Raw genomic sequence first — 21,534 nt, 5'->3', positions numbered from 1 at the left:
CAGCATTCATCTGGGTTTAACGCCCATAGGGATAGGGGCTGAATCGCTTGCACTATGATTAAACGGTCCCGATAATGTCTGATATGAAACCCATAAGAAAAGCTGTCTTCCCCGTTGCGGGCCTTGGCACTCGTTTTTTGCCCGCCACCAAGGCTATTCCCAAAGAAATGCTGCCGGTGGTCGACAGGCCCTTGATTCAATATGCCGTCGACGAAGCGCGCGAGGCTGGAATCGAGCAAATGATCTTTGTGACGGGCCGCGGCAAAAGCGCGATCGAAGATCATTTCGATATCGCCTTTGAGCTGGAAAAAACCATGTCCGAACGCGGCAAGGATTTGTCCGTATTGGAACCGACACGCTTGGGTCCAGGCAATTGCGCCTATGTCCGCCAGCAAGAACCCATGGGTTTGGGCCATGCCATTTGGTGCGCGCGCGACATAGTGGGCGATGAACCTTTTGCGATTTTCCTGCCCGATGAATTTATGCACGGATCGCCCGGTTGCATGAAGCAAATGGTCGATGCCTATCACAAGGTGGGCGGCAATATGATTTCGGTGCTGGAAGTCCCCCAGCATCAGGTGTCATCCTATGGCGTAATTGCACCCGGCCAGCGGGACGGCATGTTAACCGAGGTCAAGGGATTGGTTGAAAAACCAAAAGTCGAAGATGCGCCGTCCAATTTGATCATATCGGGCCGCTATATTTTGCAACCCGAGGTGATGCGTGTGCTGGAACGGCAGGGCAAAGGCGCGGGCGGTGAAATTCAATTGACCGACGCCATGGCCACCATGATCGGCGACCAACCCTTTCATGCCGTCACCTTTGATGGGGCACGTTATGATTGCGGGTCCAAGGCCGGTTATATTCAGGCCAATTTGGCGGTGGCGCTAGCGCGGCCCGATATGGCGGATGAGGTTCGCGCCTTCGCCATCAATCTGCTGAAATAAGACCCGATGGGCCTATCAGGGCGCGGCGCGATGGCAGCGCCCTGATATCCATAATGTTTAGTTGTTCGGTGCGGCGGGCGCATTAATGGCGCGGTACAAAAAGCCGCCGACCAAGGCCCCAAATATGGGCGCGACCCAGAAAATCCACAATTGTTGCAGCGCCAATCCGCCCACGATGATCGCAGGTCCCGTACTGCGCGCAGGGTTTACCGACGTGTTGGTGACGGGAATAGATATTAAGTGAATCAGCGTCAGCGCCAGACCAATGGCGATGGGGGCAAAGCCCGCAGGAGCACGGCCGTCCGTAGCGCCCATGATGATCCACAGGAAAAAGCCGGTCAGCAAGACTTCGGCCATGATGCCCGCGCCCATGTTATATCCGCCCGGTGAACCAGCGCCCACGCCATTGGCGGCCAGACCGTTGACGACCAGATCATAGCTGGCGGTGCCACTGGCGATCGTATAAAGCGCCGCCGCCGCCACGATGCCACCCAAGGTTTGCGCAATAATATAGAGCGGAATGTCCCGCGCCGCGAAACGTCCACCGGCCCACAGGCCCAAAGTCACCGCCGGATTCAAGTGGCACCCCGAAATATGCCCAATCGCAAAGGCCATGGTGAGCACCGTCAGGCCAAAGGCCAGCGCCACGCCCAGCAAGCCAATGCCGACCTCTGGAAAAGCGGCGGCCAAAACCGCGCTGCCACATCCGCCAAAAACCAGCCAGAATGTGCCGATAAACTCAGCCAACCCTTTTTGCATATTTGTCATATGTTCCTCCTCCACAAAGAGACAGGCGCTGCATGGGCCTATGCCGCCCCTATATTTGGCAAAGCACCATGTTTCGCGCGCCGTGCCAACGCCTATTTTCCGGTCGCTATGTTTTGGGCCAGCATCCGCAATTTGCGCGGGTCCGCGCTCGGTGATAGGATTGGCAACTAGCGGTCCAATAGAAAAGGCGCAACATCATGATTTTAGCACGAAAAAAGATGGTCGCCGCTATGGTGCTATTTTCACTTTGTGGCTGCGTCAGCACGGCCAAAACGGTCGTAACCGCCCCCTTTAAAGCGACAGGAAAAATTGTCGATTGGTCCACAACCAGTCAGGAAGAAGCCGACCGCAATCGTGGACGCGCCATCCGCGAGCGTGACGAACGGCTGGAAAAATTGAACAAGCAACGCGCAAAAGCGGAACGCAAATGCCGCCAAGGCCAGCCAAGCCAATGCCAGCGCGCCGAAATATTGTCGCACGAAATGGATGCGTTGCTGGCGCAAACAATCTGACATCCTCGCATTGGACCCTGCCTATTTGGTCCAGACGGTCATATGATGCGCCGTCTAGCGAATGCGCCGCCCCGTCCATATCACCCGCCCGACCAAATGCACCGCCGTTAAAGGCAAATCGTCCCAGCTTCGATAATGGCTGTTATCACTGATCACCGCGATACGGCCTTGACCTGGGGCGCGGGTGACTCGCTTTACCATCAAGGCGTCGTCCATCCGCAGCACATAGATACCATCACGCAGGCGCTTCCCCTCGACGCTGCCGTCCACCAAGATATCGTCGCCATCATTCAATGTCGGGGCCATGCTGTCCCCCTCCACCCGAATGATCGACAAAGCGCGGGCGTCCGCACCAATATCGCGTAGCCAACGTGGGTCAAAGGCCACCGCGCTATGCACCGCTTCGCCGTCGACGCTGGCCCCCGCCCCCGCCGACGCACCAATCGCCAATTTGGGCACAAAAACCATGGCATCCCGCCCACTACCTTGCATGAAGGACGGATTCTGCACCACTTTGGTGAGAGGCGCACCCAATAGGGATTCCGAAACGCCCAAAAATGCCGCCAAACGCGCGCGATCATTTTCCGCCAGCCGGCGCGGGGTGCCGCGTTTGATATATTGTTGGATATAGGCAGGGTTACGGTCGATGACCGCCGATAACCGAGCATAGTCCACACCCTGATCGCGGCACAATCTGTCCAACATCGCGCGTGGGTCATCGTTGAAATCGCTCACCAGCCTATCCTTCCTATTTCGTCCATAATGATGTGTTTTTTCCTAGACAAGTAGGAAATCGCTCAGCAGATAGGATTTACCCTATAAGGGAACAAAGCATAAACTTAGCGCAGTGGAGGGCCAAATGTCACATCAAATCTTACCGATAGTGGAGCGATTTTTACGGGAATCGGACATACCCCCCAGTGTCTTTGGCCGCGAAGCGGTGAAAGACCCACGCTTGGTGAGCGATTTGCGGGCGGGGCGCGAAGTGGGTTCCAAATTGCGCCAGCGAGTCGCGGATTATATCGACGCATGGCGCGCGCAGAAAACAGCGGGGACGACCGCCCTCATTGGCGACAGGCGCACCATTGCGGGGCGCTTGCGGGCAGAGGCTGTCCAGTCTTCGGCAAAGGCGTCATCCGTGCCGCGCGCCGATCAGGGGCAACGTCCATGATGCGCGGGTCGCCCGCACGGCCCCTGCGCCCGCGCTGTCCCCATGGTCGTTTGTCGCGCTTGCTAGGAAAATTCTTACCGCCCGATTTGCATATTGCGGCATCAAGCCTGCGCCCATGGGCCAGCGCCAATTTTGTGGGGGCGCGGCACCATTTTACCTTGAACTGGGTCGATACCGACCCGCACGCGATCAGCCCCGATCACAATCCAAAACGCAATCGACAAAACGCCATGGTAGCGCGGCTGGAAAGCCAGTTAGCGTTGATCGAATGGCCTTTATATCAGCATATTGTCGCCGATATCAGCGCCCAACCGGCGCCCGATCAGGATGCCATTTTGCTGGAGATTTTGACCGTCGAAGAATGACTAGCCAACGGCGCGCAGATTCATGCGCTGCAAGGTGCCCAGCGCCGCCTCCAACGCCAGATCCACCTGATGATCGGCGACGGTCATGGGCGCTGGGTCGGGAGCCGGCATAGGAGCGGCTTGTGCCATCACAGGCGCAATCGGGCGGCGGCGGCGGGCCAAGCGCGCCTCCAGACGAGCGACCAGCGCGCTGAGGCTGACGTCATCAGCGGCAGGCGCAGCGGGTCCATCTTGGTGGACAGATTGCAACCATGGGTCAGCCTCCCCGCCCTGCGCAGCTGGATTTTGCGCTGGCGGTTCGGGTTGCTCTGGTTGCTCTGGGGCTTGCTTTTCCTCGCTTGCGCGGTGCTGATGGGCATTGTCTGCCAGACGATCATCAGAAACCAGTGCCTCCCCCCCGATATGCTCTGCCGACAAAGCGGCGGCACGCGCGCTAGAATCGCGGGGTGTATCTGTATCGGGCGCGTCCATGACGTCAGGGTCGGCTGCATCATGGGTCCGCACACCATCCAATCCACCAGCGGGCAATTCTCGTTCGGCGCTGATCGGCGCGCGCGGCGAATCATCGGGGTGTCGGTCCCAACGGTTGCGCGGGGTTGGGACATCGGCGTTCGGATGCGGCGTTTCGCTGGGTTCCTCGGCCGCATCAGGCCCAGTCTCGGCGCTACCTTGATCCGCGATCATGTCGTCCAGCAGCCTTTGATCGACAATCGACAAGGCCCATATGCTTTTGGCGTCGGCATGGGACACCAAAAGCAAACGCGGCCGTCCGCGCGGAAGGAGAAGCATCACAAGGGTCAGCAGCAAAAAGACGATAAGCGCCGCCGCCCCGCCCATCCACGCCCGCGCCGACAGGCTGGCTGGCATGGTGAACAAGGGATGCAATCGATCAAGGTAAAGCTGCCACGCTGTGCTGGCCAACCAAGTTTCAGGCAGATAGAAAAAGGTCACAAAAACCAAAAAGGCCGCGCACCAGGGCAGAAAAGCCGCACGCCGAAACGCCGTCCATAGCGAAGGCGCGCGGGGTCGCCTCCGCTGGACCTGCCGTTTACCCGTCATGGCTTTGCCCCCAAATATCAAACCCCATCTGTCTTGGTTATAGTCTTTGTTTTAACGTTTGTTTTGGCCGCGCTTGATCGTGTCAAAACCCCGCCCCGATTCTTGGATATATTCCTTAGTGGCTTCCTAGCTAGCATCAGACGGTAAACAGCTTCGTAACATATCAGATGATCATGTAAAATTGCACCTGCAATGACGCATCATAGGGCATATGATGTGGCCATTCCTTTAAAATTTTGAAAATAACGGTCACCAAAGGCAACGCTTTTGGCTGTGAAACGCTGTTGCTCTTCGTATATCGTCCGCGCAACATGGTGGACGATATTTGTCTGCAGCGCAGACATGTTTTGCCGATATGACCCCAAGTGAAGAGGCTTCCTTGACCAACGCCAGCACCGCCGCCAGCACCATCGTCCCAATCATGCCCAAAGCACGGATTGATGCCGCCACCCAATTTCATTTCTGGTGGGACAGCAGTTGGCAATGGGCCGACGACAATTGGTTGAAAATCGCCATCGCGCTGGGTGCAGGGTTGCTGATCTATGGCCTGCTCAGCCTGATTTTAAATTTTGCCCTGAAGCGCGCCGAAAAGGTTCAGGGCGAATATGCCATCACTGACATTGTGTCGCGGGTCATTCGCAAAACCAAAACCTTCATTCTGGCGATGCTATCCATCCGTTTGGTCGCGGGCTATGCCGAACCGCCCACGGTGGTGATGAACATCATCCATTTTATATTCACCGTAGCCGTGGTGTTACAGGTCGCCATTTGGGCGCGGGAAATTATTTTGGGCCTGATCCATCGCCGCGCGGTGGATGGACAAAATGAAACGCTGTCCAACGCCATGGGCATCATTCGCATGTTGATCAGCGTCGCGCTGTTCGGCATCGCGGCGATTGTCATTTTGGACAATATGGGCGTCAATGTGACCGGCCTGATTGCCGGTATGGGCATCGGCGGCATTGCCATTGGTTTGGCAGCACAGGGCATTTTTTCCGACCTATTCGCGTCTTTGTCGATTATTTTTGATCGCCCCTTTCGCGTTGGCGAAACCATTAAATATGACCAAAGCACCGCAACGGTCGAAAAAATTGGCATGAAAAGCACGCGGTTACGGTCGATCAATGGCGAATTATTGGTGGTGTCCAACACCAATTTGCTGGCCAAGGAAATCACCAACTTCGCCAATTTGGCGCGTCGCCGCGTGAGCTTTATGATCGGGCTGATTTATCAGACATCACCGGAGCAGTTGCGCGCTTTCCCAGCCTTGCTGGAAAAGCAAGTCCGAGATGCGGGACATGAATTTATTCGGGCCAGCTTTGTTACATTCAGCCCATCTAGTTTGGACTTTGATTTATTATTCGACGTGTATAGCGAGGATTTTGACGTGGTGACCGCAGCGCGAACCGATATTGCCGTCCGCGTCTATGAAGCCATGACGCAGCAGGGCTATCAATTTGCTTATCCCACCCAGACAACGTTTACCGCCGCGCCGGATGGCACCATGGTAATGCCTTATGCTGATTCTGCGCGCGTTCACCCGACCTCAGCAAGCAAGCCCATATGACATCACCCCTTTGACGCTACGGCGCTCGTCACCAGAAACAGAGAATTAACCTGCCCCTTGTCTTTCGGCGAGCGCTTCGCCTAGAAATCGCTCAACGAAAGAATGGGAGAGAATATATGTCCACCGTGACCGCCGAAGAACTGCAAAGCTATGTTGGAAAGTCGATGGGATCGTCGGAATGGATCCTTGTTGACCAAGCCATGATCAATATATTTGCTGACGCCACCGGTGACCATCAGTTCATCCATGTGGACGAAGAAAAAGCGAAACAGACGCCCTTTGGTGGCACCATTGCCCATGGCTTTTTGACGCTGTCGCTGATGCCCTTGATGATGGCCAAGGCCGATTACCCGCGTCCCGCTGGCGTGAAAATGGGCGTCAACTATGGCATGAACAAAGTGCGCTTTTTGGCCCCCGTCCGTTCGGGCAAAAAGGTGCGCGGCCATATCAAGTTGCTGGAACTGGACGAAAAGCGTCCCGGACAGTGGCAACAAACCGTTGAAATTTCGGTTGAAATCGAAGGCGAGGAAAAGCCCGCTTTGATGGCCGAATGGATCACGCAATATTTTGTTTGATTGCGGGGCCGGATATTCTCCGGCCCATTAAACGCCCGCCTCCCCAGAAAAGTCCAATGTCATTTTTCATAGAGGATTATTGCCATGCGTGACGCCGTCATCGTTTCTACCGCTCGGACCCCGCTGACCAAAGCGGGACGCGGCGCGTTTAACAACACCACCGTCCCAACCTTGGGGGCCTATTCGGTCAAAGCCGCTGTCGAGCGCGCTGGCCTTGCAGGCGGCGAAATTGACGATGTGCTGATTGGCGCTGCCGTGCAGCAAGGATCGGCAGGGGGCAATGTGGGCCGCTTGATCGCTCTGCGGGCCGGCTTGCCTGTCACGGTGCCAGCGATGTCCATTGACCGCCAATGTTCGTCCGGTTTGATGACCATTGCGACGGCTGCCAAGCAGATCATCATCGACCGCCAAGATATATGCGTGGCGGGCGGCGTAGAAAGCATTTCCAAAGTGTCGGGCAGCGGCAAGCTGTTCGTCGAGCCCGACCAAGAATTGCTGGCGATGCACAAAGACGTGTATATGCCCATGATCGGCACCGCTGAAGTCGTGGCGAAACGCTATCACATCAGCCGCGAAGCACAGGATGAATATAGCCTGCAATCGCAGCAACGCACCGCCGCCGCACAGGCCGCCGGCAAGTTCGACGATGAAATCATCGCCTGCAACGCTAATATGGCGGTGGTGAATAAAGAAACCAAGGAAGTGACCTTCCGCGACGTAGTGGCCGACCGCGACGACTGCAATCGCCCCGACACAACCTTGGAAGGACTGGCCAGCCTGCGCCCCGTCATGGGCGAAGGACATAGCATCACGGCGGGCAATGCCAGCCAATTGTCAGATGGTTCGTCTGCCATGGTGTTGATGGAAGCCAAAATCGCGGAACAACGGGGCCTCAATCCGCTAGGCCGCTATGTCGGCATGGCCGTTGCAGGCACCGAGCCCGATGAAATGGGCATTGGACCGGTCTATGCCATCCCCAAGCTGCTGGAACGCTTCAACCTCAAGATGGACGATATCGGCCTGTGGGAATTGAACGAAGCTTTTGCGGTGCAAGTGCTCTATTGCCGTGACAAGCTGGGCATTCCCGATGATCGTTTGAACGTCAGTGGTGGGTCCATCTCCATCGGCCATCCCTTTGGCATGACGGGTGCGCGCTGCGTCGGTCATGCGCTGATCGAAGGGCGGCGGCGCGGCGTGAAATATGCCGTTGTCACCATGTGCGTGGGCGGCGGCCAAGGCGCGGCGGGATTGTTCGAGGTTTTCTGACAAGAGAACATCCATTTTGACACGGAAAATCAGGGTCGATCCACATCTGGATCGACCCTTTTTCTTCGCGATTTCGGCTGATTGCCCACGGCAGTTCAACTGACCGGATGCTGGGTGCATATTATCGCACATGGACCAAATTATCGGCAACGCATCGCGGCGCGGCGCGTGTTCCTAGCACCCTATTATATTACCCAGAGCAGGAGAAGCTTGATGAGCGACGATATCCGCGAATCTCTGTGGAAAGAGTTGGATAAAAGCTCGTTCCTCATGGTGAAATTGGACAGTTCCCACGACCATGCCATTCCCATGACCGCGCAATTAGACCCAGACAATCACGGTTATTTTTACATGTTCCACAACCGCAAAGGCCGCTTGGCCAAGGGCGGACGGGCCATGGCGCAATTCGCGGCCAAAGGGCATGAGTTATTCGCCTGCATTTCCGGCACATTAAGCGATTCCACCACCCCCGAATTGGTCGATGCCTATTGGTCCCGCGCCGTCGAGGCTTGGTATGACGGCGGCAAGACCGACCCCGATTTACAGTTGCTGCGTTTTGATTTGGACGATGCGGAAATTTGGACCGCCGATGCTGGCATCAACGGCCTGCTCAAGCTGATGACCGGTCAACATATCAAAAATGGCGATTTAGGCGATCACGCCCAAGTGAAACTATAACCCTTTTCGCTAAGGCGCGCGGAGGTTGGTTCCCGCCCCGCACCTTGGCCAAACTTTTGGCGCCAGTGGCATCGCGTGCCATCCGAGCATCGCGTGACATGGCGCCAATTTTTTACCGGTGAAAAGCATCGGTCATTCTCAAGCCAACCGCCGAGCGAAGCATAAGACCGCTTATAGGGGCTTGGAACCCGCTGATTTGCCGCTATGAACCCATTATGCGCGACAAATCATTGGCAGAGCATATTGGCGAAATGGGGCATCAATGGGCGCGGCAAGCCCATGCGGCATGGTTTGCGGCGCGGGACCCACAGGTTCCCTTGCTGGCACGGTGGCTGGCCGTAGCCGTAGCCGCTTATGCTTTGTCACCCATCGATTTAATTCCAGATTTCATCCCGATTTTGGGCTGGATCGACGACCTGATCATCGTTCCCATTGGACTGTGGACGGTGCGCCGGCTGATCCCGCCGGCTATATGGGCGGCATGCTGCGCGCGGGCCGATGCCGCGATGCAGCGCCCATCCAGTCGCGCGGGAATGATGATGGTCCTTGGCATTTGGGCGGCGGCGCTATTTTTACTCTATTGGGCGGTGCGCACATCGCCGTCCCACTAAGCTCGTCCCCACTAAGCTCGTCTGGGCCTATACCGTCCATTCATGCCGCCACGGGGATCAAGCCCTTGCTGGCACAAATTATCCGCCGTTCTGCCGAATCCACGCCTCGACGATCGGGGCGATATTGTCCCGCCACTTTCGGCCATTGAAAATGCCATAATGGCCGACGCCGTCGATCAACTGATATTGTTTCTTATCATCCGGCAAATTGGGCGTCAGGGCCAAGGCCGCCTTGGTTTGACCCACGCCGCTGATATCATCGCGTTCGCCCTCAATGGCCAAAATAGCCACATCATTAATGGCGCGCAAATCAACCGGCTTGCCGCGATGCAACAGTTCACCCTTTGGCAGCAAATGCCGTTGGAACACCGCATCCACCGTTTGCAGGTAAAATTCCTCCGTCATGTCGCAGACCGAGCGATATTCATCATAAAATTCTTTGGTTTTATCCGCGCTTTCGCCGTCGCCTTCCACCAGATGCTTAAACATGTCCCAATGGCTCATCATATGATTGCCAAGGTTCATCGACATGAAACCCGCCAGTTGTAAAAAGCCCGGATATACGCGCCGCCCCGCGCCATTATAATAGCCGGGAACGGTGGCGATCACATTTTCCTGAAACCAAGCAAAGGGCCGATTGGTGGCATGATCATTGACGGCAGTTGGCGCCTCACGCGTATCAATGGGGCCCCCCATCATTGTCAAGCTACGGGGCCGTGCGGGGTGTTTTTGGGCCGACATAATCGCCGCCGCTGCAAAGCTGGGGACCGACGGCTGACAAACCGCCAGCATATGCGCCCCTTCACCTATATGGGCCATCCAATCGATCAGATAATCAATATAATCATCCAGATCGAACAGCCCATCGGCCATCGGAACATTGCGGGCGTCCCGCCAGTCGGTAATCCACACATCATGGCTGGGCAGCATCCGTTCGACAGTGCCGCGCAGCAATGTGGCATAATGGCCCGACATCGGCGCGACAATCAACAGCTTAGGCTTGCCGACCGCGCCATCATGGATGAAATGCTTCAATTGTCCAAAGGGACGGCGGGCTTCAATCTTTTCCGTGACGGGCAGAGTTTTGCCATCCACCACAACGGTGTCCAAACCAAATTCCGGCTTGCCACGCGGTGCCGCGGCATGAGCAAATACTTCCAAGGCCGAACGAAACATCGGACTCGCGCCAAAATAACCAAAAGGATTGGCGGGATGGTTGACCAACTGCGCCCCCGCCTGCGCCAAAGCACTCGCTCCGGCTAGCCAATTCTTTTGGAATTCATACGCATGATACAACATCGGGCAAGTTCCTGAGGGCAATTGGTCGGCAATCTGCGTCGCCTGTCCCTTCGCAATTTAAGGAAAATATCTCATTGTGCAATGCAGCATTCTTTATTTCCGCGTTAAAATGCTGTGGATACGCCGTTGAGCGCGGCCCCACGCGCTGCTAGGGCACAGGATAATGTCTGAATCCGATCAACCATCCACCGCAAGCGAGCGTCCGGCGGCCCGCAGTTTGAACAGCCTGAAAATGGTCTGGTCCTATGCGTCGCGCTACCCCATGCAATTGTTGATCGCGGCGGTGGCCTTGTCGGTGGCTGCGCTCTCTACACTGGCTATTCCGTGGCAATTCAAACAGATGGTGGACAGCGGCTTTATTGCCGGTGGCGGCGATGTGTCCCCGCATTTCCGCCTATTCTATGTCATTGTCGCGATCATGGCATTGGCGACGGCGACGCGCTTTTACTTTGTCAGTTGGCTGGGCGAACGCACGGTCGCCGATATACGGCAGGCCGTTCAGAAAAATCTGCTCACGCTCGCGCCAGGCTTTTTCGAGGAAAATCGCCCGTCCGAAATCGCATCGCGCATGACCGCCGATACCGCAGTTATCGAACAAATCGTCGGTTCGACCGTTTCCATCGCTCTGCGCAATCTGGTTATGGGTATCGGCGGGACGATCTATTTGTTCACCCTGTCCCCAAAGCTCACGGCAGGAATTTTGATCGGCATTCCCATCATCGTGATGCCCATCGTGCTGATGGGCCGTCACCTGCAAAATGTCTCCCGCGTCAGCCAAGACCGCGTCGCCGATATTGGCGCGACCGTTGCCGAACAATTGGGCGCGATGAAGATTGTTCAGGTTTTCGGCCAACAAACCCGCGAGGCCGATCGTTTTTCCTCCGCCGTTGAAAGCAATTTCACCACAGCCAAACGCCGCATCCGCTTGCGCGCCATTATGACGGCGCTGGTCATCGGATTGCTATTTTCATCAATCACCACTTTGCTGTGGTATGGCGCAATTGGGGTGGCCGAAGGCAGCATCACCGGCGGCACCATCGCGGCATTTGTGCTGACGGGCGGGTTGGTTGCAGGCGCATTTGGTGCCTTAACCGAAGTCTATGGTGATTTACTGCGGGCCGCTGGTGCCGCCGAACGGCTGAACGAACTGCTTGTGGAACGCAGTTCCATCACCGCGCCGGTCCGTCCCATTGCTCTGCCTTCACCGCCCGTCGGCGAATTGGAATTTCGCCACGTTCATTTCCGCTATCCGACACGGCCCGACGCCCCCGCGCTGCATGATTTTTCATTGCGCATCGCGCCGCGCGAAACGGTGGCAATCGTCGGCCCATCTGGCGCAGGAAAATCCACCCTGTTTCAACTCGCCGCGCGCTTCTATGATCCGCAGGACGGCGCAGTGCTCCTTGACGGTGTGGCCCTCCCCAGCGCGGACCCAGCCGAAGTTCGTTCCCGTATCGCCATGGTGCCGCAAGAAACGATCATCTTTGCTGCCACGGCGCGCGACAATCTGCGCTATGGCCATTGGGACGCCACCGACGATCAGCTCTGGTTCGCCGCCCGCGCCGCCAATGCCGAGGAATTCCTACGCAGCCTGCCCCACGGTCTCGACACCCAAATGGGCGAAGGCGGTGCACGTTTGTCCGGTGGCCAGCGTCAGCGCATCGCCATAGCGCGCGCCCTGATACGACCTGCCCCCCTGCTTTTGCTCGACGAAGCGACATCCGCGCTGGACGCGGAGTCTGAACGGTTGGTGCAAAATGCTGTCGAAAATTTGATGCAAAGCCGCACGACCATCGTGATCGCTCACCGCTTGGCCACCGTGCGCGCCGCCGATCGCATCATCGTGATGGACCAAGGCCGCATTGTAGAGGAAGGCCGCCATGATGATCTGGTCGCCGCTGACGGCCTCTATGCACGCCTCGCCAAGCTGCAATTTCAGGATTGATATAAACGACTCAACTGAGGGACGATTCCGTTCCCCCACGGGGGCTGCAATTTCGCCGTAGCACGCCACGCCCCCTCATTCAGCGATCGTCCAGAAATATACAGGGGAAATCAGCCCGCCGAGAATGCCTAGCTTGGCTACGCATATCATCGCGCATATCCGCGCTATATCACTACGGCATTGATACCCGCCAGAATCGACACAGTCCCTTTGCGGCGGCGCGGCCTTACGCCTACGCGCCGCCCAAAGACGGACAGACTTGCGTGCGCCGCGCACTATTACACGCAAAACTCACTCTATCTACCGCTGGCACTATTGAATCCAATATCTAGCACCCACTGACGCACGAAAAAGGGCGGTGCCGTGCGGCACCGCCCTTCTCATCTTCCAATCCCAGTGGGATCGGAAATATCTTACATGCCCGAGTTCGGACCGTAGGTGATTTCCACGCGACGGTTCTGATCGTTGCGAACGCCATCGGCGGTTGCAACGGCAGGACGCGATTCACCAAATGCCTGAGCCGAGATCGAGCCTTCGCCGATACCACGAGCCGACAGATAGCTGCGGACCGAAGCGTTACGGCGTTCCGACAGACCGACGTTGTAACGTGCGTTACCCGAACGGTCGGCGTGGCCTGCCAGCATAACCTGCGTACCCGTGCAACCACGGTTGTAGGCGCTGATGGCGTTGTCCAGCGTCGAAGCTGCTTCTGGCGTGATGCTCGAGGCATCCCAATCGAAGTAAACGATGTACGGGCCAGGTGCGCACTCAACAACCGGCGGCGGAGGCGGCGGAGGAGGAGGCGGAGGAGGCGGAGGCGGCGGCGGGGGCGGAGGAGGAGGCGGAGGAGCCGCTTCTTCGCCACCGAAGTTGAAGGTCAGGCTAGCCAGAACCGAGTGCGAACGGAAACGAGTCGAAATCACGTCACCTTCGGTGCCAACATAGTCAAGTTTGCTTGCGTTGAAGAAGCGATACTTCAGGCCAGCGTCAACATTCTTGCTAAGCGGTGCACGGATACCGGCCAGAGCTTGCCATGCAAAGCCCGTGTCCGAATCGTCGACCAAGCGTGCCAGACCAGGCTGACCACCCTTGAGCGAAACGCGAGCAACACCGGCACCACCGCCGATGAAGCCTTGCAGGCCATCGTCAGGACCGAAGTCCAACAGACCGTTGACCATGAAGCTCAGCGCGCTGTTTTTGCCGCTCAGGTCAAAAGTATTGCCGAGCTGCGTGCCTTCTTTCAGCTTCGCTTGACGATAGCCGACTTCGACTTCTGCGCGGAAACCGCCGAAATCATAACCGACGTTACCATCAACGTCCCAGCCAGTTTTGTGGTCCAAAACGCCGGTATATTGGTCGTCGTCCAACTGAGTGATATCAAGATCTTGATCTTCGACGATCATGACACCACCGCTAACACCAACATACCATTGGTTGTCGCGTGCCACAGCGGGCGACGCAAGGGCAGTGGAGGCCAACGCCACTGCGACGGCAAGCTTCCTCATAATAGGTTCCCCTTTCAATTGAGATTTACCTCTCGACAGACGTCTACCCCCGCCTTTGGTTCCGCGCAACCCAACAAATCGCGCAGATGTTGCGAAAAAGCCGCACATATAACACCATTATCGGTGCTATTACGTCATTTTCACCATACCGTGACCTTGAAGCAACTGTAACAAAGCGGCCAACACCGATCTAGCTTCCGTATCGACCGTCGTTCCACCGTCTGGGCCCAAAATCTCAGGGGGTGACTGCCAGTCCAACCCATCGAAACGCACTATTGTTCCGTCTTCTACGCTGCGCATCTGCATATTTCTTTTCGGTGCGACAAATCGCCAGCCGCCATCGGTCCATATCGCTAGTTGGCCTGCCATATTGGCCCAGCTATCTAGTGGACTTTGCCCAATAATCCAGCACTGACCACTTTGCGCTACCGTTGGCGGGTCATTGCGAGGAGCCCCCTCGACGACCCCAGCCAACAACGCGTCAATCAGAACCAATGCTTCATTATGCGTCACTTCTTTTTGCGCCTGTGCGCTCACCATCAAGGGCAAGCCCAGATTCGGTGTCTGCGCCATGATTTCGCCTCTCCTTTCGGTCCTGCTGCACCATTTGTTTTGCCTATTTTATGGCAATGGAATAACCAGCGGAGGCGACATGGCAAAATCGCCAATTTGGTGAATTTCGGCGACTGACCCGATCGCCATCCTCGCTCGATCTTCCGCTGATATGACCCATTCCGCCTTGTCGCTTTCCCAAGGGCCCAGTTCTGCGACCGTTGGAATCACCTGAATCCGCCACCGCTCCATCGATTCGCCCAGCGGTACATCCACCTCGTCGCGCCACCCCAAGTTTACGCGACTCCGCCGCACCCATTTCAATTGCAAGTGGCCATCGCTTGCGACTCGCACCTGTCCATGCACAGGCGACAAAGGCCGCACCGCCACCATGCTGCTGGGCACAGCAACACGAGTCATGTCATTGTCATTTCGCTCCGCCCATTCCACGACCGAGCCACCGCCGCTTGCCAATTGCGCCAGACTATCTGGCAACGACATCACTCCATCTTCGTCTAATAATAAGAAGGGCGTCCCCACATCATGCGCCTGTGTCACTATTTGTCCGCCCCGCGCCCGCAGCAAATGGGACAAACGCCAAATCCGCCCTTCGCTTTCCGGCGCATTTTCCAGCACTGCCGACCCAAATTGAATCAATTCATCACCCAGCATCGCCCTATTGGCCCCAGCCAATAATTGGACGTCATCCACCGATGTCAGGCTCATTCCTTCATGCGCCAATTGCACACGCAAGCTGGTAATATCGTCGATCAAATGCGGCGTACCCACCGCCCCTGCCTCAACCAGCGCGCCCATAGCCGCCGCCCCGCGCAGCGTCCCCAACATGACGGGCGGCGCGTCAACGGACGCCACAAACCAGCAATCCACCCCTCGCCACCCAGCTTCACTACCAGCCGCCGCCATAATGATATGCGGCGTGTTGCGGGTGACGCCATCTATATTGGGCATGTCAAACAATCGAACCATGCCTTGCGCCGCTGGCCATTCCGGCGCGGGTATCGCCGCTCCGCCGTCGGCTCCATAAAAGGGCGGCGGCACCCGCTGATGCCGCGCCAATTCCAACGTCACCGTATCTTCACGAAAGACGCGCCCCGAAACCCGCCATTGGCTCCCGTCCTGCAAGCGAATCAGCATCCCCACGCCCAGCGCCAGCGCCGCCAAGTCGCCCTGCCACTGCACCAATTCGCGCCCATCACTCACCGCCGCCGCCAACCAAGCCGCCAAGGCTCGCGCCGAACTGGCCGGAAGCACGGCGGGCACATCAATCATTTGCTCGCTATAGCCGCCACCTGCCACGGCGCTCATTTGCTGCCCGGTCTGATAATCCCGCTCCGGCTCATAATGGCGTACGCGGATCGTCGCTGGCAAAGCCGACAAGGGTCGCCGCACACGCTCCGCAACATCCGCAGGCTCGGCACGCCGCCCATGACGCTCAAATTGCCCCATCTCCGCCGCCGCGCCCGACAAATGGGGCGGTGCCAAACGCCAATCCCCATTCCCACTAATCAAAGAAATCCGGTCAATCTCCATCAACGGCGCCAAAGCGTCGCGCACACGCCCGCCCATCGCCGCATATCCTTGAATCGGCCATTGCCCGACACAACGCCCAGCTTCGTTCAACAAATCATTGCCAATCACCCCGCTGTCCACGGCGCTGGCATCGGCTTCCACCTCAAATGTCAGCGACGGAATACGATTGCCAAAGGCCCCCAATTCCAGCCCTTCAAACACCACATAGGCCATGCCGCGAAAGCCGCTCGCCGCCCCCGCCCCCACTGCCGAGGCAATCAGCGGATCAGGCATTTGGTCTTCGCTACCCAAATAGCTGCGAAACACGCAGCGCTCCCGAAAACGGCCATCGCTGGTGCGCAGCAAATTGCCGTCCGCCCAAATGCGCTTCACCGCCCGTATCCGCCGCGACGACAAAGCCACCGCCAATGATGTGGAGTAGCTATAGGTTGTAACAGACGGCCGATTCTTGCCGCCCCCGCTGCGGTTTCGATGCTCGATCAAATCGGTCGCCCAAATGACGCTTCCAGCCACCCGCATCGTCCCATATAGTCGCGGAATTTGCTGGCCATAGGTGGACATCTGCACCTTCAGGTCCGCCAATCTTGGTCCCTCACGGCCCTTGGGCCGGAAAATGATGGCATCCACTTGCTGGCCAATCACGGCGCCAATCGCGGCCCCCACGGGTCCGCCAACCACGCCGCCCACCACGGTCAGAACCAATGTCGCCATGTTCCACCCCTTTACCTATAGAATATTGTCATCATGGCGTTTTGCGCGCCTCGGGCCCCGCGCCCGCCCCAGACGCCGCGCTCAGCTTTACCTGCGCTATTCTGTCAGCGCGCCGTCCGGCACCCGCCATACCGCCGCCTCGGCCCAATCGGCGTCCCAAGGCGCCTCTACCACGCGCCCCAATCCAGCATGGGCGTGAATGACGCTTGCCATCCCGCCCAAACCCAAATGGCATTGCCCCGCCCCAAGGCCGCACAACAGCACATCGCCAATACGCCTGTCGGTCTGGCCGATCTCGCCCACCCACACCAAGCCTGACTGCTCCAGCGCCGCCGCAATTCTCAGCCCCCGCCACCCCCGCAGCGGATAACCAATCGGCGCACGCAACGGTATCTGCGCCGCCGCATAAGCCGCCCAAATCAGCCCCACACAATCCAGCCCCCGCGCCGCATCACGGCCCTGCGGACGAAAGCGCACGCCCAACATCGCCCGCGCCGCCGCAAAGGCCTGTTCTCCGTGCACCGCCCAGCCGATCTCGCACCCATCATCCACCGGGATAACGGGTCAGCAAATCGTTGCCGGGCAAATGCGCCTCACCACGAAAGTTCACCGCATTGCCAAAGGTCGTACGGCATGAGGACAATTGCTTGTCACACCCCTCAATCAACCGCACCCGCGCAGGCAGTTCCAACCCCAGCGGCGGCACCAGCGACAAATGCAGCACGGCGGCACTGCTATGCTGCGCGACCGGACTGCTCACACCGCAATTGGCCCCGTCCAGCCACAAACATTCGCCATAGAGCATCCGCCCTGCCGTTATCCCGACATCCAGCGTCACCATCTGATCGGTCGCGGCGATGATTTTACGATAATGAGTACGCGGGGCCAAATTCACACGGCATGCTCGATCCCCCAGCACTGCACGGCAAGACGGCGATGTCGCAGGGCAAACCGGCCCATCCAAATGCCGCATCACCCCTTGTAATTCCGCCGCAAATCGGCTGCCTCGCCGCTCAATGCCGCCCAATATCCCCTCGGCCATCAAAATCGGCGCAGCCTCCGCGTCGGTCCAATCCGTCACGAACAATTGCATCCGCGCACCATCCCAGCGCCCCGCGTCCAAGTCCCGCTCCATAATGGCGTCGCTAGCAATGGCCCCTTCCAAGTCCATCGTCGCCGCATCCAAATGGTCATGGCTCTCCAACGCCGAAGGCCGCATCCCTGGTGCCGCGCGGTAATTCAGCCCACCCCACAGCAAATCTTGGTCATGCGACGTCAGCCCAATCACCACCCCATCGCGGCGCGACAAACGCCAACACCAGGCCATGGTGACCAAATCCTCCCGCAACCAAGGCGGCGCACTGCTCAGCCCCATGGCGCACGCACCTCCATCAGCGGCACCGACGCCAATTCCCCCGCCCGATGGGTCGCATGGCTGACCTCCAGTCGGTCGTCTGCAAATCGCACTGGCACATCAAATAAATATCCCGCGCGCACCACCGCCCCCATGGCGGGCGCAGAACCCAGCGTCACCGCCCCCTCGCTATCCAGCGTAAATTGGCTCTGCTCTGCCCCGTTCACCGACACGCGCACGCTCCCCGCGACCGGCAAAGCTATGGACCGTGTCTGCACGGCCGCCCCGCTGCCATATCGTTTCACCAACGGAAATCTCAGCCGCGCTCCATCGCCCGTGCCAATCCATTGGTCGGCTGCACTAGGCGTGCCGCCATCCGCCGCCGAACTATGGTCCAATGGATCACGAAAACGAAACGCCCGCGCCGCGCCGCGCCGCGCCCGAAAAAAATCGGTCAACAAACGCACATCATCCTCCGACCTAATCCCCGGCCCAGCATCATATCGCATGCGCGCATCGGCCCATTCGCTGGACCGCTGCTCATGCCCCGACGGCGCATCCACAATCTGGGTCGAAAACTCCGTCACCACCATGGCCTCGCGCCCAATGGCCAAGGGAAAATCCACTGCATCAAAGGCCTGCACCTCATCCTCCCCATTAAAGACGATAAATCCGTCCCGCAATATTTGCGGCAACGCCCAATAAAATGTCCGCGCCACACCTGCCGCCCGCGCATCCGCTTCGGCTTTGGCGATCATCGCCCACTGCGCTTTGTCGGCGGCATTCAGCACAAATCCCGACAAATAATGCTGCTCCGCCACCGGATAGCCCAGCCGCGCCACCACCGCTGCGCGCGCTCCCGCGGTTTCAGCCCCGCGGCCCGCGGTCACCCAATCATAATCTTCCAACTGCAAGATGTCGAAGGCGGGCGACGCCCACCCCAGCGGCACATTCGCCCGCCGCACCTCCGGCGTCAGCGGGTCCAAAACCGTCGGCAAAAACACCAGCAACAGGCTGGTCAAACCCGCCGACCCCGCCGCATCCCGCGCTGCCTCCACCAAATCAGCGGTCGACGCCGCCAATATCGCACCCAAAGCATCCAGCATCGCCGTCTGCGCCGCATTCAACGGCACACGCACATCCGCAATCTCGGTCTGCGCCGCGCCCAACATCGCGCTGGTCGCCGCATCATATCCGCAAATCCGCCCGCCAGCGGCAATCCACCACCAAGGCTCGCCCACTTGAAATTTCAGCGGCATCCCCGCTTCCACGCCCAGCGCGACAAATTCCCGCGCGGCCTGCTGCAACCACGCCATCGCGTCATCATGGGCGGGGGATAATAAGGTCGACGGCGGGTCCCACCCCGTCAGCGCCGCACTGCCATCATGCGCCCGCTGCTTCCAATCTTCGGGGCAATAAGCGTTCAACAATTCATAGGACAGCGACCAAATCAGCCCCAATCCCATCGCCTGACACCGCCCCGCTAGGTCGCGGTGCCATGCCCTACAAGGGGTGTTCAGCACAGTCCCGCTCGCGCCCGCCAACAAGGCCCCATCACTGGGGAATAAGCGCATATAGTGGCTCATCCCCACATAATGAATCACATCGCCGCGATATCCCAAGGCCCATATCTGGCGCAGCACGCGCTCTGGCGTCATATGATAAACATCATCATATCCGTTGGACATGCCTGCCTGATGCTCGGGCAACATCACATCGCCCACCCGCAACACCGCACCCGACCCCGTGCATTCCAACTCGCTCATCTCGGCCCAGCCTTCCAGCGGCGCCTCCAACAATCCTGCCGACCCATCATAGCTTGGGGCGACCAGTGAAATGAACATGCGGTCAATATCCCCCGCCCACACAGGGTCGGCCTCACTCGGCAACATAAACCCGCCCGCCAGCGCGTTAAAATCCAGCGTCACCACCGCGTCGCTGCCGCTGCCCACGGCATAATTCCACAAGCGCACATACCAACTGCGCGGCTGCCCAGCTTGGTCCCGCCCGCTGATCGTTAACGTCGGCCCATATACCGCATTCAGCGGCGCAAAGCCCCCCGACCGCCAGCGAAAACGCACACGCAAATTGCGGTAATCCCGCTTGGTTTCATAGGACAGCAACGGGTGGTCCCAGCGATCTTCGCTCTCCCAAATCAAGCCGATCAAATTGCTATGATCATAAATCACCCCGTCCACACGCAGGCTATGCGCCCCTTGCGTGACAATCGACGCCGTCACCGGCCGTGGAAAATCGACGGTCCAATATCGCGGGTCAAATCGGTGCATCCATCCTTGATGCTGGTGGCTTTCCTGTTTCGCCAGCGCCCACCCCATCAATCCTCTCCCTGCATCATCGCGCGCCGCACCGCCCGCGCAATCTGGCGGCCGCTTTGCATCATCCGCTGCGGGTCTTGCCCACCCGCCCCATGCAGATTGATGGTGATCGCCACAGGCCGCGCCCCGCCGCCTATCGGCTCAATCCGGCCGCTACTGGTCGGCACAAAATATTCCGGCCCGCGCTCTCCCACCAGATAGGCCCGCCCACCGCTCACTGGCCCGCCCGTCGCTCGGCCTGGGCTGCCCGCCAAGCTCATCACCGCCGCCTGCGCCAAACTCACCAAGCCATTATTGCCGCCACCAGATTTCCCGCCGCCCAATATCGCCCCAATACCCGCCTGTATCGCGCTACGGGCAATTTCGGCCATCACGCTCAGCGCCACCCGTTTCAAATCTTCAAAACCCATCTTCCCTTGCGAAATGGCCCGCACCAAGGCCCGCTCAATGGCGCGGAGCGCGCTCATCTCCTGCCGGATCGCACCCGTTTGGCTGCGAAAACCGGTCCAAATGTCGTCCAGATCATCCATCGGGAAACCTCTCCATCATCGCCGCCAATTGCCCAGCATCGCATCCGCCGCCCGCCTCAATGCGGCCCATAGGCTCCATCCAACCCGCCAGAACCGCCGCCGTATCCTCAGGCGTCGCGCGCCAAAACTCATCGGGCCGCCACCCACACAGACGCGCCATCACCCCCAGCAATTTCCGCGCCGCTGGCCCAAAACGACCCGTTTCCGACTCCGTCCTGCCACCGGTCGTCAT

At 58.5% G+C, this 21,534-nt stretch carries 22 protein-coding genes; 10 read left to right on the top strand and 12 right to left on the bottom strand.

The genetic code is table 11. The features are described from left to right. The first annotated feature begins 83 nt into the window (after window positions 1–83). Window positions 84–947, top strand: a complete 864-nt coding sequence (galU, locus tag LKO31_RS04590; protein ID WP_227689579.1) for a UTP--glucose-1-phosphate uridylyltransferase GalU — start codon at window positions 84–86, stop codon at window positions 945–947. A gap of 57 nt (window positions 948–1,004) precedes the next feature. Here galU and aqpZ read toward each other — a convergent pair whose 3' ends face one another. Then, on the bottom strand, window positions 1,005–1,715 hold the full coding sequence (gene aqpZ / locus LKO31_RS04585) for an aquaporin Z (protein WP_227688885.1): 711 nt from the start codon (window positions 1,713–1,715) through the stop codon (window positions 1,005–1,007). 197 nt (window positions 1,716–1,912) lie between these two features. On the opposite strand from aqpZ, the gene LKO31_RS04580 reads away from it, so the two are divergent. Continuing rightward, on the top strand, window positions 1,913–2,227 hold the full coding sequence (locus tag LKO31_RS04580; protein WP_227688884.1) for a hypothetical protein: 315 nt from the start codon (window positions 1,913–1,915) through the stop codon (window positions 2,225–2,227). A gap of 54 nt (window positions 2,228–2,281) precedes the next feature. On the opposite strand, the gene LKO31_RS04575 is transcribed toward LKO31_RS04580, so the two are convergent. Beyond that, window positions 2,282–2,932 (bottom strand): S24 family peptidase, encoded by a 651-nt coding sequence (locus tag LKO31_RS04575; RefSeq protein ID WP_227689578.1) that lies wholly within the window; start codon window positions 2,930–2,932, stop codon window positions 2,282–2,284. A 154-nt stretch (window positions 2,933–3,086) separates the two neighbouring features. Here LKO31_RS04575 and LKO31_RS04570 point away from each other — a divergent pair, with 154 nt between their 5' ends. Both LKO31_RS04570 and LKO31_RS04565 read left to right on the top strand, forming a co-directional pair. After that, entirely contained in the window at window positions 3,087–3,398 is a 312-nt protein-coding gene (locus LKO31_RS04570; protein WP_227688881.1) for a hypothetical protein, read from the top strand. Beyond that, a complete protein-coding gene (locus tag LKO31_RS04565) occupies window positions 3,395–3,763 on the top strand; it encodes a hypothetical protein (RefSeq protein WP_227688880.1) in 369 nt (122 codons plus the stop codon). The genes LKO31_RS04570 and LKO31_RS04565 overlap by 4 nt, the downstream gene beginning before the upstream one ends. Here the strand turns inward: LKO31_RS04565 and LKO31_RS04560 are convergent, their stop codons facing one another. Next, window positions 3,764–4,822, bottom strand: a complete 1,059-nt coding sequence (locus LKO31_RS04560) for a hypothetical protein (RefSeq protein ID WP_227688878.1) — start codon at window positions 4,820–4,822, stop codon at window positions 3,764–3,766. It abuts the gene before it with no gap. A 379-nt stretch (window positions 4,823–5,201) separates the two neighbouring features. Between LKO31_RS04560 and LKO31_RS04555 the strand changes: the two genes are divergently transcribed. The 5 genes from LKO31_RS04555 (at window position 5,202) to LKO31_RS04535 (ending at window position 9,519) form a co-directional block, all read left to right on the top strand. After that, window positions 5,202–6,389: a mechanosensitive ion channel family protein gene (locus LKO31_RS04555; protein WP_227688877.1), complete on the top strand. Its 1,188-nt coding sequence runs from the start codon at window positions 5,202–5,204 to the stop codon at window positions 6,387–6,389. A 116-nt stretch (window positions 6,390–6,505) separates the two neighbouring features. Further along, window positions 6,506–6,964: a MaoC family dehydratase gene (locus LKO31_RS04550; protein ID WP_227688876.1), complete on the top strand. Its 459-nt coding sequence runs from the start codon at window positions 6,506–6,508 to the stop codon at window positions 6,962–6,964. A gap of 84 nt (window positions 6,965–7,048) precedes the next feature. Then, window positions 7,049–8,230: an acetyl-CoA C-acyltransferase gene (locus LKO31_RS04545; RefSeq protein ID WP_227688874.1), complete on the top strand. Its 1,182-nt coding sequence runs from the start codon at window positions 7,049–7,051 to the stop codon at window positions 8,228–8,230. A 213-nt stretch (window positions 8,231–8,443) separates the two neighbouring features. Then, a complete protein-coding gene (locus LKO31_RS04540; RefSeq protein ID WP_227688869.1) occupies window positions 8,444–8,908 on the top strand; it encodes a pyridoxamine 5'-phosphate oxidase family protein in 465 nt (154 codons plus the stop codon). A gap of 215 nt (window positions 8,909–9,123) precedes the next feature. Next, entirely contained in the window at window positions 9,124–9,519 is a 396-nt protein-coding gene (locus LKO31_RS04535) for a YkvA family protein (RefSeq protein WP_227688868.1), read from the top strand. 78 nt (window positions 9,520–9,597) lie between these two features. On the opposite strand, the gene LKO31_RS04530 is transcribed toward LKO31_RS04535, so the two are convergent. Beyond that, entirely contained in the window at window positions 9,598–10,818 is a 1,221-nt protein-coding gene (locus LKO31_RS04530; protein WP_227688867.1) for a polyhydroxyalkanoate depolymerase, read from the bottom strand. Between the two features lie 163 nt (window positions 10,819–10,981). On the opposite strand from LKO31_RS04530, the gene LKO31_RS04525 reads away from it, so the two are divergent. Continuing rightward, complete coding sequence (locus LKO31_RS04525) at window positions 10,982–12,763, top strand: ABC transporter transmembrane domain-containing protein (RefSeq protein WP_227688866.1); 1,782 nt, start codon at window positions 10,982–10,984, stop codon at window positions 12,761–12,763. A gap of 413 nt (window positions 12,764–13,176) precedes the next feature. Here LKO31_RS04525 and LKO31_RS04520 read toward each other — a convergent pair whose 3' ends face one another. The 8 genes from LKO31_RS04520 to LKO31_RS04485 form a co-directional block, all read right to left on the bottom strand. Then, the gene (locus LKO31_RS04520; protein ID WP_227688865.1) at window positions 13,177–14,268 is read right to left on the bottom strand and encodes an OmpA family protein; all 1,092 of its coding nucleotides are present in this window, start codon (window positions 14,266–14,268) and stop codon (window positions 13,177–13,179) included. A 129-nt stretch (window positions 14,269–14,397) separates the two neighbouring features. Beyond that, complete coding sequence (locus LKO31_RS04515; RefSeq protein ID WP_227688864.1) at window positions 14,398–14,841, bottom strand: DUF2793 domain-containing protein; 444 nt, start codon at window positions 14,839–14,841, stop codon at window positions 14,398–14,400. A 48-nt stretch (window positions 14,842–14,889) separates the two neighbouring features. After that, a complete protein-coding gene (locus LKO31_RS04510; RefSeq protein ID WP_227688863.1) occupies window positions 14,890–17,082 on the bottom strand; it encodes a phage tail protein in 2,193 nt (730 codons plus the stop codon). Window positions 17,083–17,178: 96 nt separating this feature from the next. Next, window positions 17,179–17,604 carry an NlpC/P60 family protein gene (locus LKO31_RS04505; RefSeq protein ID WP_227688862.1) on the bottom strand — a complete coding sequence of 142 codons (426 nt, stop codon included), beginning with the start codon at window positions 17,602–17,604 and terminating at the stop codon, window positions 17,179–17,181. 22 nt (window positions 17,605–17,626) lie between these two features. Beyond that, complete coding sequence (locus LKO31_RS04500) at window positions 17,627–18,457, bottom strand: DUF2163 domain-containing protein (protein WP_227688861.1); 831 nt, start codon at window positions 18,455–18,457, stop codon at window positions 17,627–17,629. Then, window positions 18,448–20,772, bottom strand: coding sequence for a DUF2460 domain-containing protein (locus tag LKO31_RS04495; protein ID WP_227688860.1), 2,325 nt, complete (start codon window positions 20,770–20,772; stop codon window positions 18,448–18,450). Before LKO31_RS04495 ends, LKO31_RS04500 begins: the two co-directional genes overlap by 10 nt. After that, the gene (locus LKO31_RS04490; protein WP_227688859.1) at window positions 20,772–21,302 is read right to left on the bottom strand and encodes a tail tape measure protein; all 531 of its coding nucleotides are present in this window, start codon (window positions 21,300–21,302) and stop codon (window positions 20,772–20,774) included. The genes LKO31_RS04495 and LKO31_RS04490 overlap by 1 nt, the downstream gene beginning before the upstream one ends. Beyond that, window positions 21,295–21,534 carry a phage tail assembly chaperone gene (locus LKO31_RS04485; protein ID WP_227688858.1) on the bottom strand — a complete coding sequence of 80 codons (240 nt, stop codon included), beginning with the start codon at window positions 21,532–21,534 and terminating at the stop codon, window positions 21,295–21,297. Before LKO31_RS04485 ends, LKO31_RS04490 begins: the two co-directional genes overlap by 8 nt.

Origin of the sequence: Sphingopyxis yananensis, assembly GCF_020687785.1 — a bacterium.
GTDB classification, from domain to species: domain Bacteria; phylum Pseudomonadota; class Alphaproteobacteria; order Sphingomonadales; family Sphingomonadaceae; genus Sphingopyxis; species Sphingopyxis yananensis.
The sequence above is the reverse complement of the archived record's forward strand: the minus strand, read 5'-3'. Positions and strand labels throughout refer to the sequence as shown.

Bases quoted from the DNA above. Each gene is read 5' to 3' on its own strand.
- galU (WP_227689579.1), top strand. From the start codon at position 84: ATGAAACCCATAAGAAAAGCTGTCTTCCCCGTTGCGGGCCTTGGCACT.
- aqpZ (WP_227688885.1), bottom strand. From the start codon at position 1,715: ATGACAAATATGCAAAAAGGGTTGGCTGAGTTTATCGGCACATTCTGG.
- LKO31_RS04580 (WP_227688884.1), top strand. From the start codon at position 1,913: ATGATTTTAGCACGAAAAAAGATGGTCGCCGCTATGGTGCTATTTTCA.
- LKO31_RS04575 (WP_227689578.1), bottom strand. From the start codon at position 2,932: ATGTTGGACAGATTGTGCCGCGATCAGGGTGTGGACTATGCTCGGTTA.
- LKO31_RS04570 (WP_227688881.1), top strand. From the start codon at position 3,087: ATGTCACATCAAATCTTACCGATAGTGGAGCGATTTTTACGGGAATCG.
- LKO31_RS04565 (WP_227688880.1), top strand. From the start codon at position 3,395: ATGATGCGCGGGTCGCCCGCACGGCCCCTGCGCCCGCGCTGTCCCCAT.
- LKO31_RS04560 (WP_227688878.1), bottom strand. From the start codon at position 4,822: ATGACGGGTAAACGGCAGGTCCAGCGGAGGCGACCCCGCGCGCCTTCG.
- LKO31_RS04550 (WP_227688876.1), top strand. From the start codon at position 6,506: ATGTCCACCGTGACCGCCGAAGAACTGCAAAGCTATGTTGGAAAGTCG.
- LKO31_RS04545 (WP_227688874.1), top strand. From the start codon at position 7,049: ATGCGTGACGCCGTCATCGTTTCTACCGCTCGGACCCCGCTGACCAAA.
- LKO31_RS04540 (WP_227688869.1), top strand. From the start codon at position 8,444: ATGAGCGACGATATCCGCGAATCTCTGTGGAAAGAGTTGGATAAAAGC.
- LKO31_RS04535 (WP_227688868.1), top strand. From the start codon at position 9,124: ATGCGCGACAAATCATTGGCAGAGCATATTGGCGAAATGGGGCATCAA.
- LKO31_RS04530 (WP_227688867.1), bottom strand. From the start codon at position 10,818: ATGTTGTATCATGCGTATGAATTCCAAAAGAATTGGCTAGCCGGAGCG.
- LKO31_RS04525 (WP_227688866.1), top strand. From the start codon at position 10,982: ATGTCTGAATCCGATCAACCATCCACCGCAAGCGAGCGTCCGGCGGCC.
- LKO31_RS04520 (WP_227688865.1), bottom strand. From the start codon at position 14,268: ATGAGGAAGCTTGCCGTCGCAGTGGCGTTGGCCTCCACTGCCCTTGCG.
- LKO31_RS04515 (WP_227688864.1), bottom strand. From the start codon at position 14,841: ATGGCGCAGACACCGAATCTGGGCTTGCCCTTGATGGTGAGCGCACAG.
- LKO31_RS04510 (WP_227688863.1), bottom strand. From the start codon at position 17,082: ATGGCGACATTGGTTCTGACCGTGGTGGGCGGCGTGGTTGGCGGACCC.
- LKO31_RS04500 (WP_227688861.1), bottom strand. From the start codon at position 18,457: ATGGGGCTGAGCAGTGCGCCGCCTTGGTTGCGGGAGGATTTGGTCACC.
- LKO31_RS04495 (WP_227688860.1), bottom strand. From the start codon at position 20,772: ATGGGGTGGGCGCTGGCGAAACAGGAAAGCCACCAGCATCAAGGATGG.
- LKO31_RS04490 (WP_227688859.1), bottom strand. From the start codon at position 21,302: ATGGATGATCTGGACGACATTTGGACCGGTTTTCGCAGCCAAACGGGT.
- LKO31_RS04485 (WP_227688858.1), bottom strand. From the start codon at position 21,534: ATGACGACCGGTGGCAGGACGGAGTCGGAAACGGGTCGTTTTGGGCCA.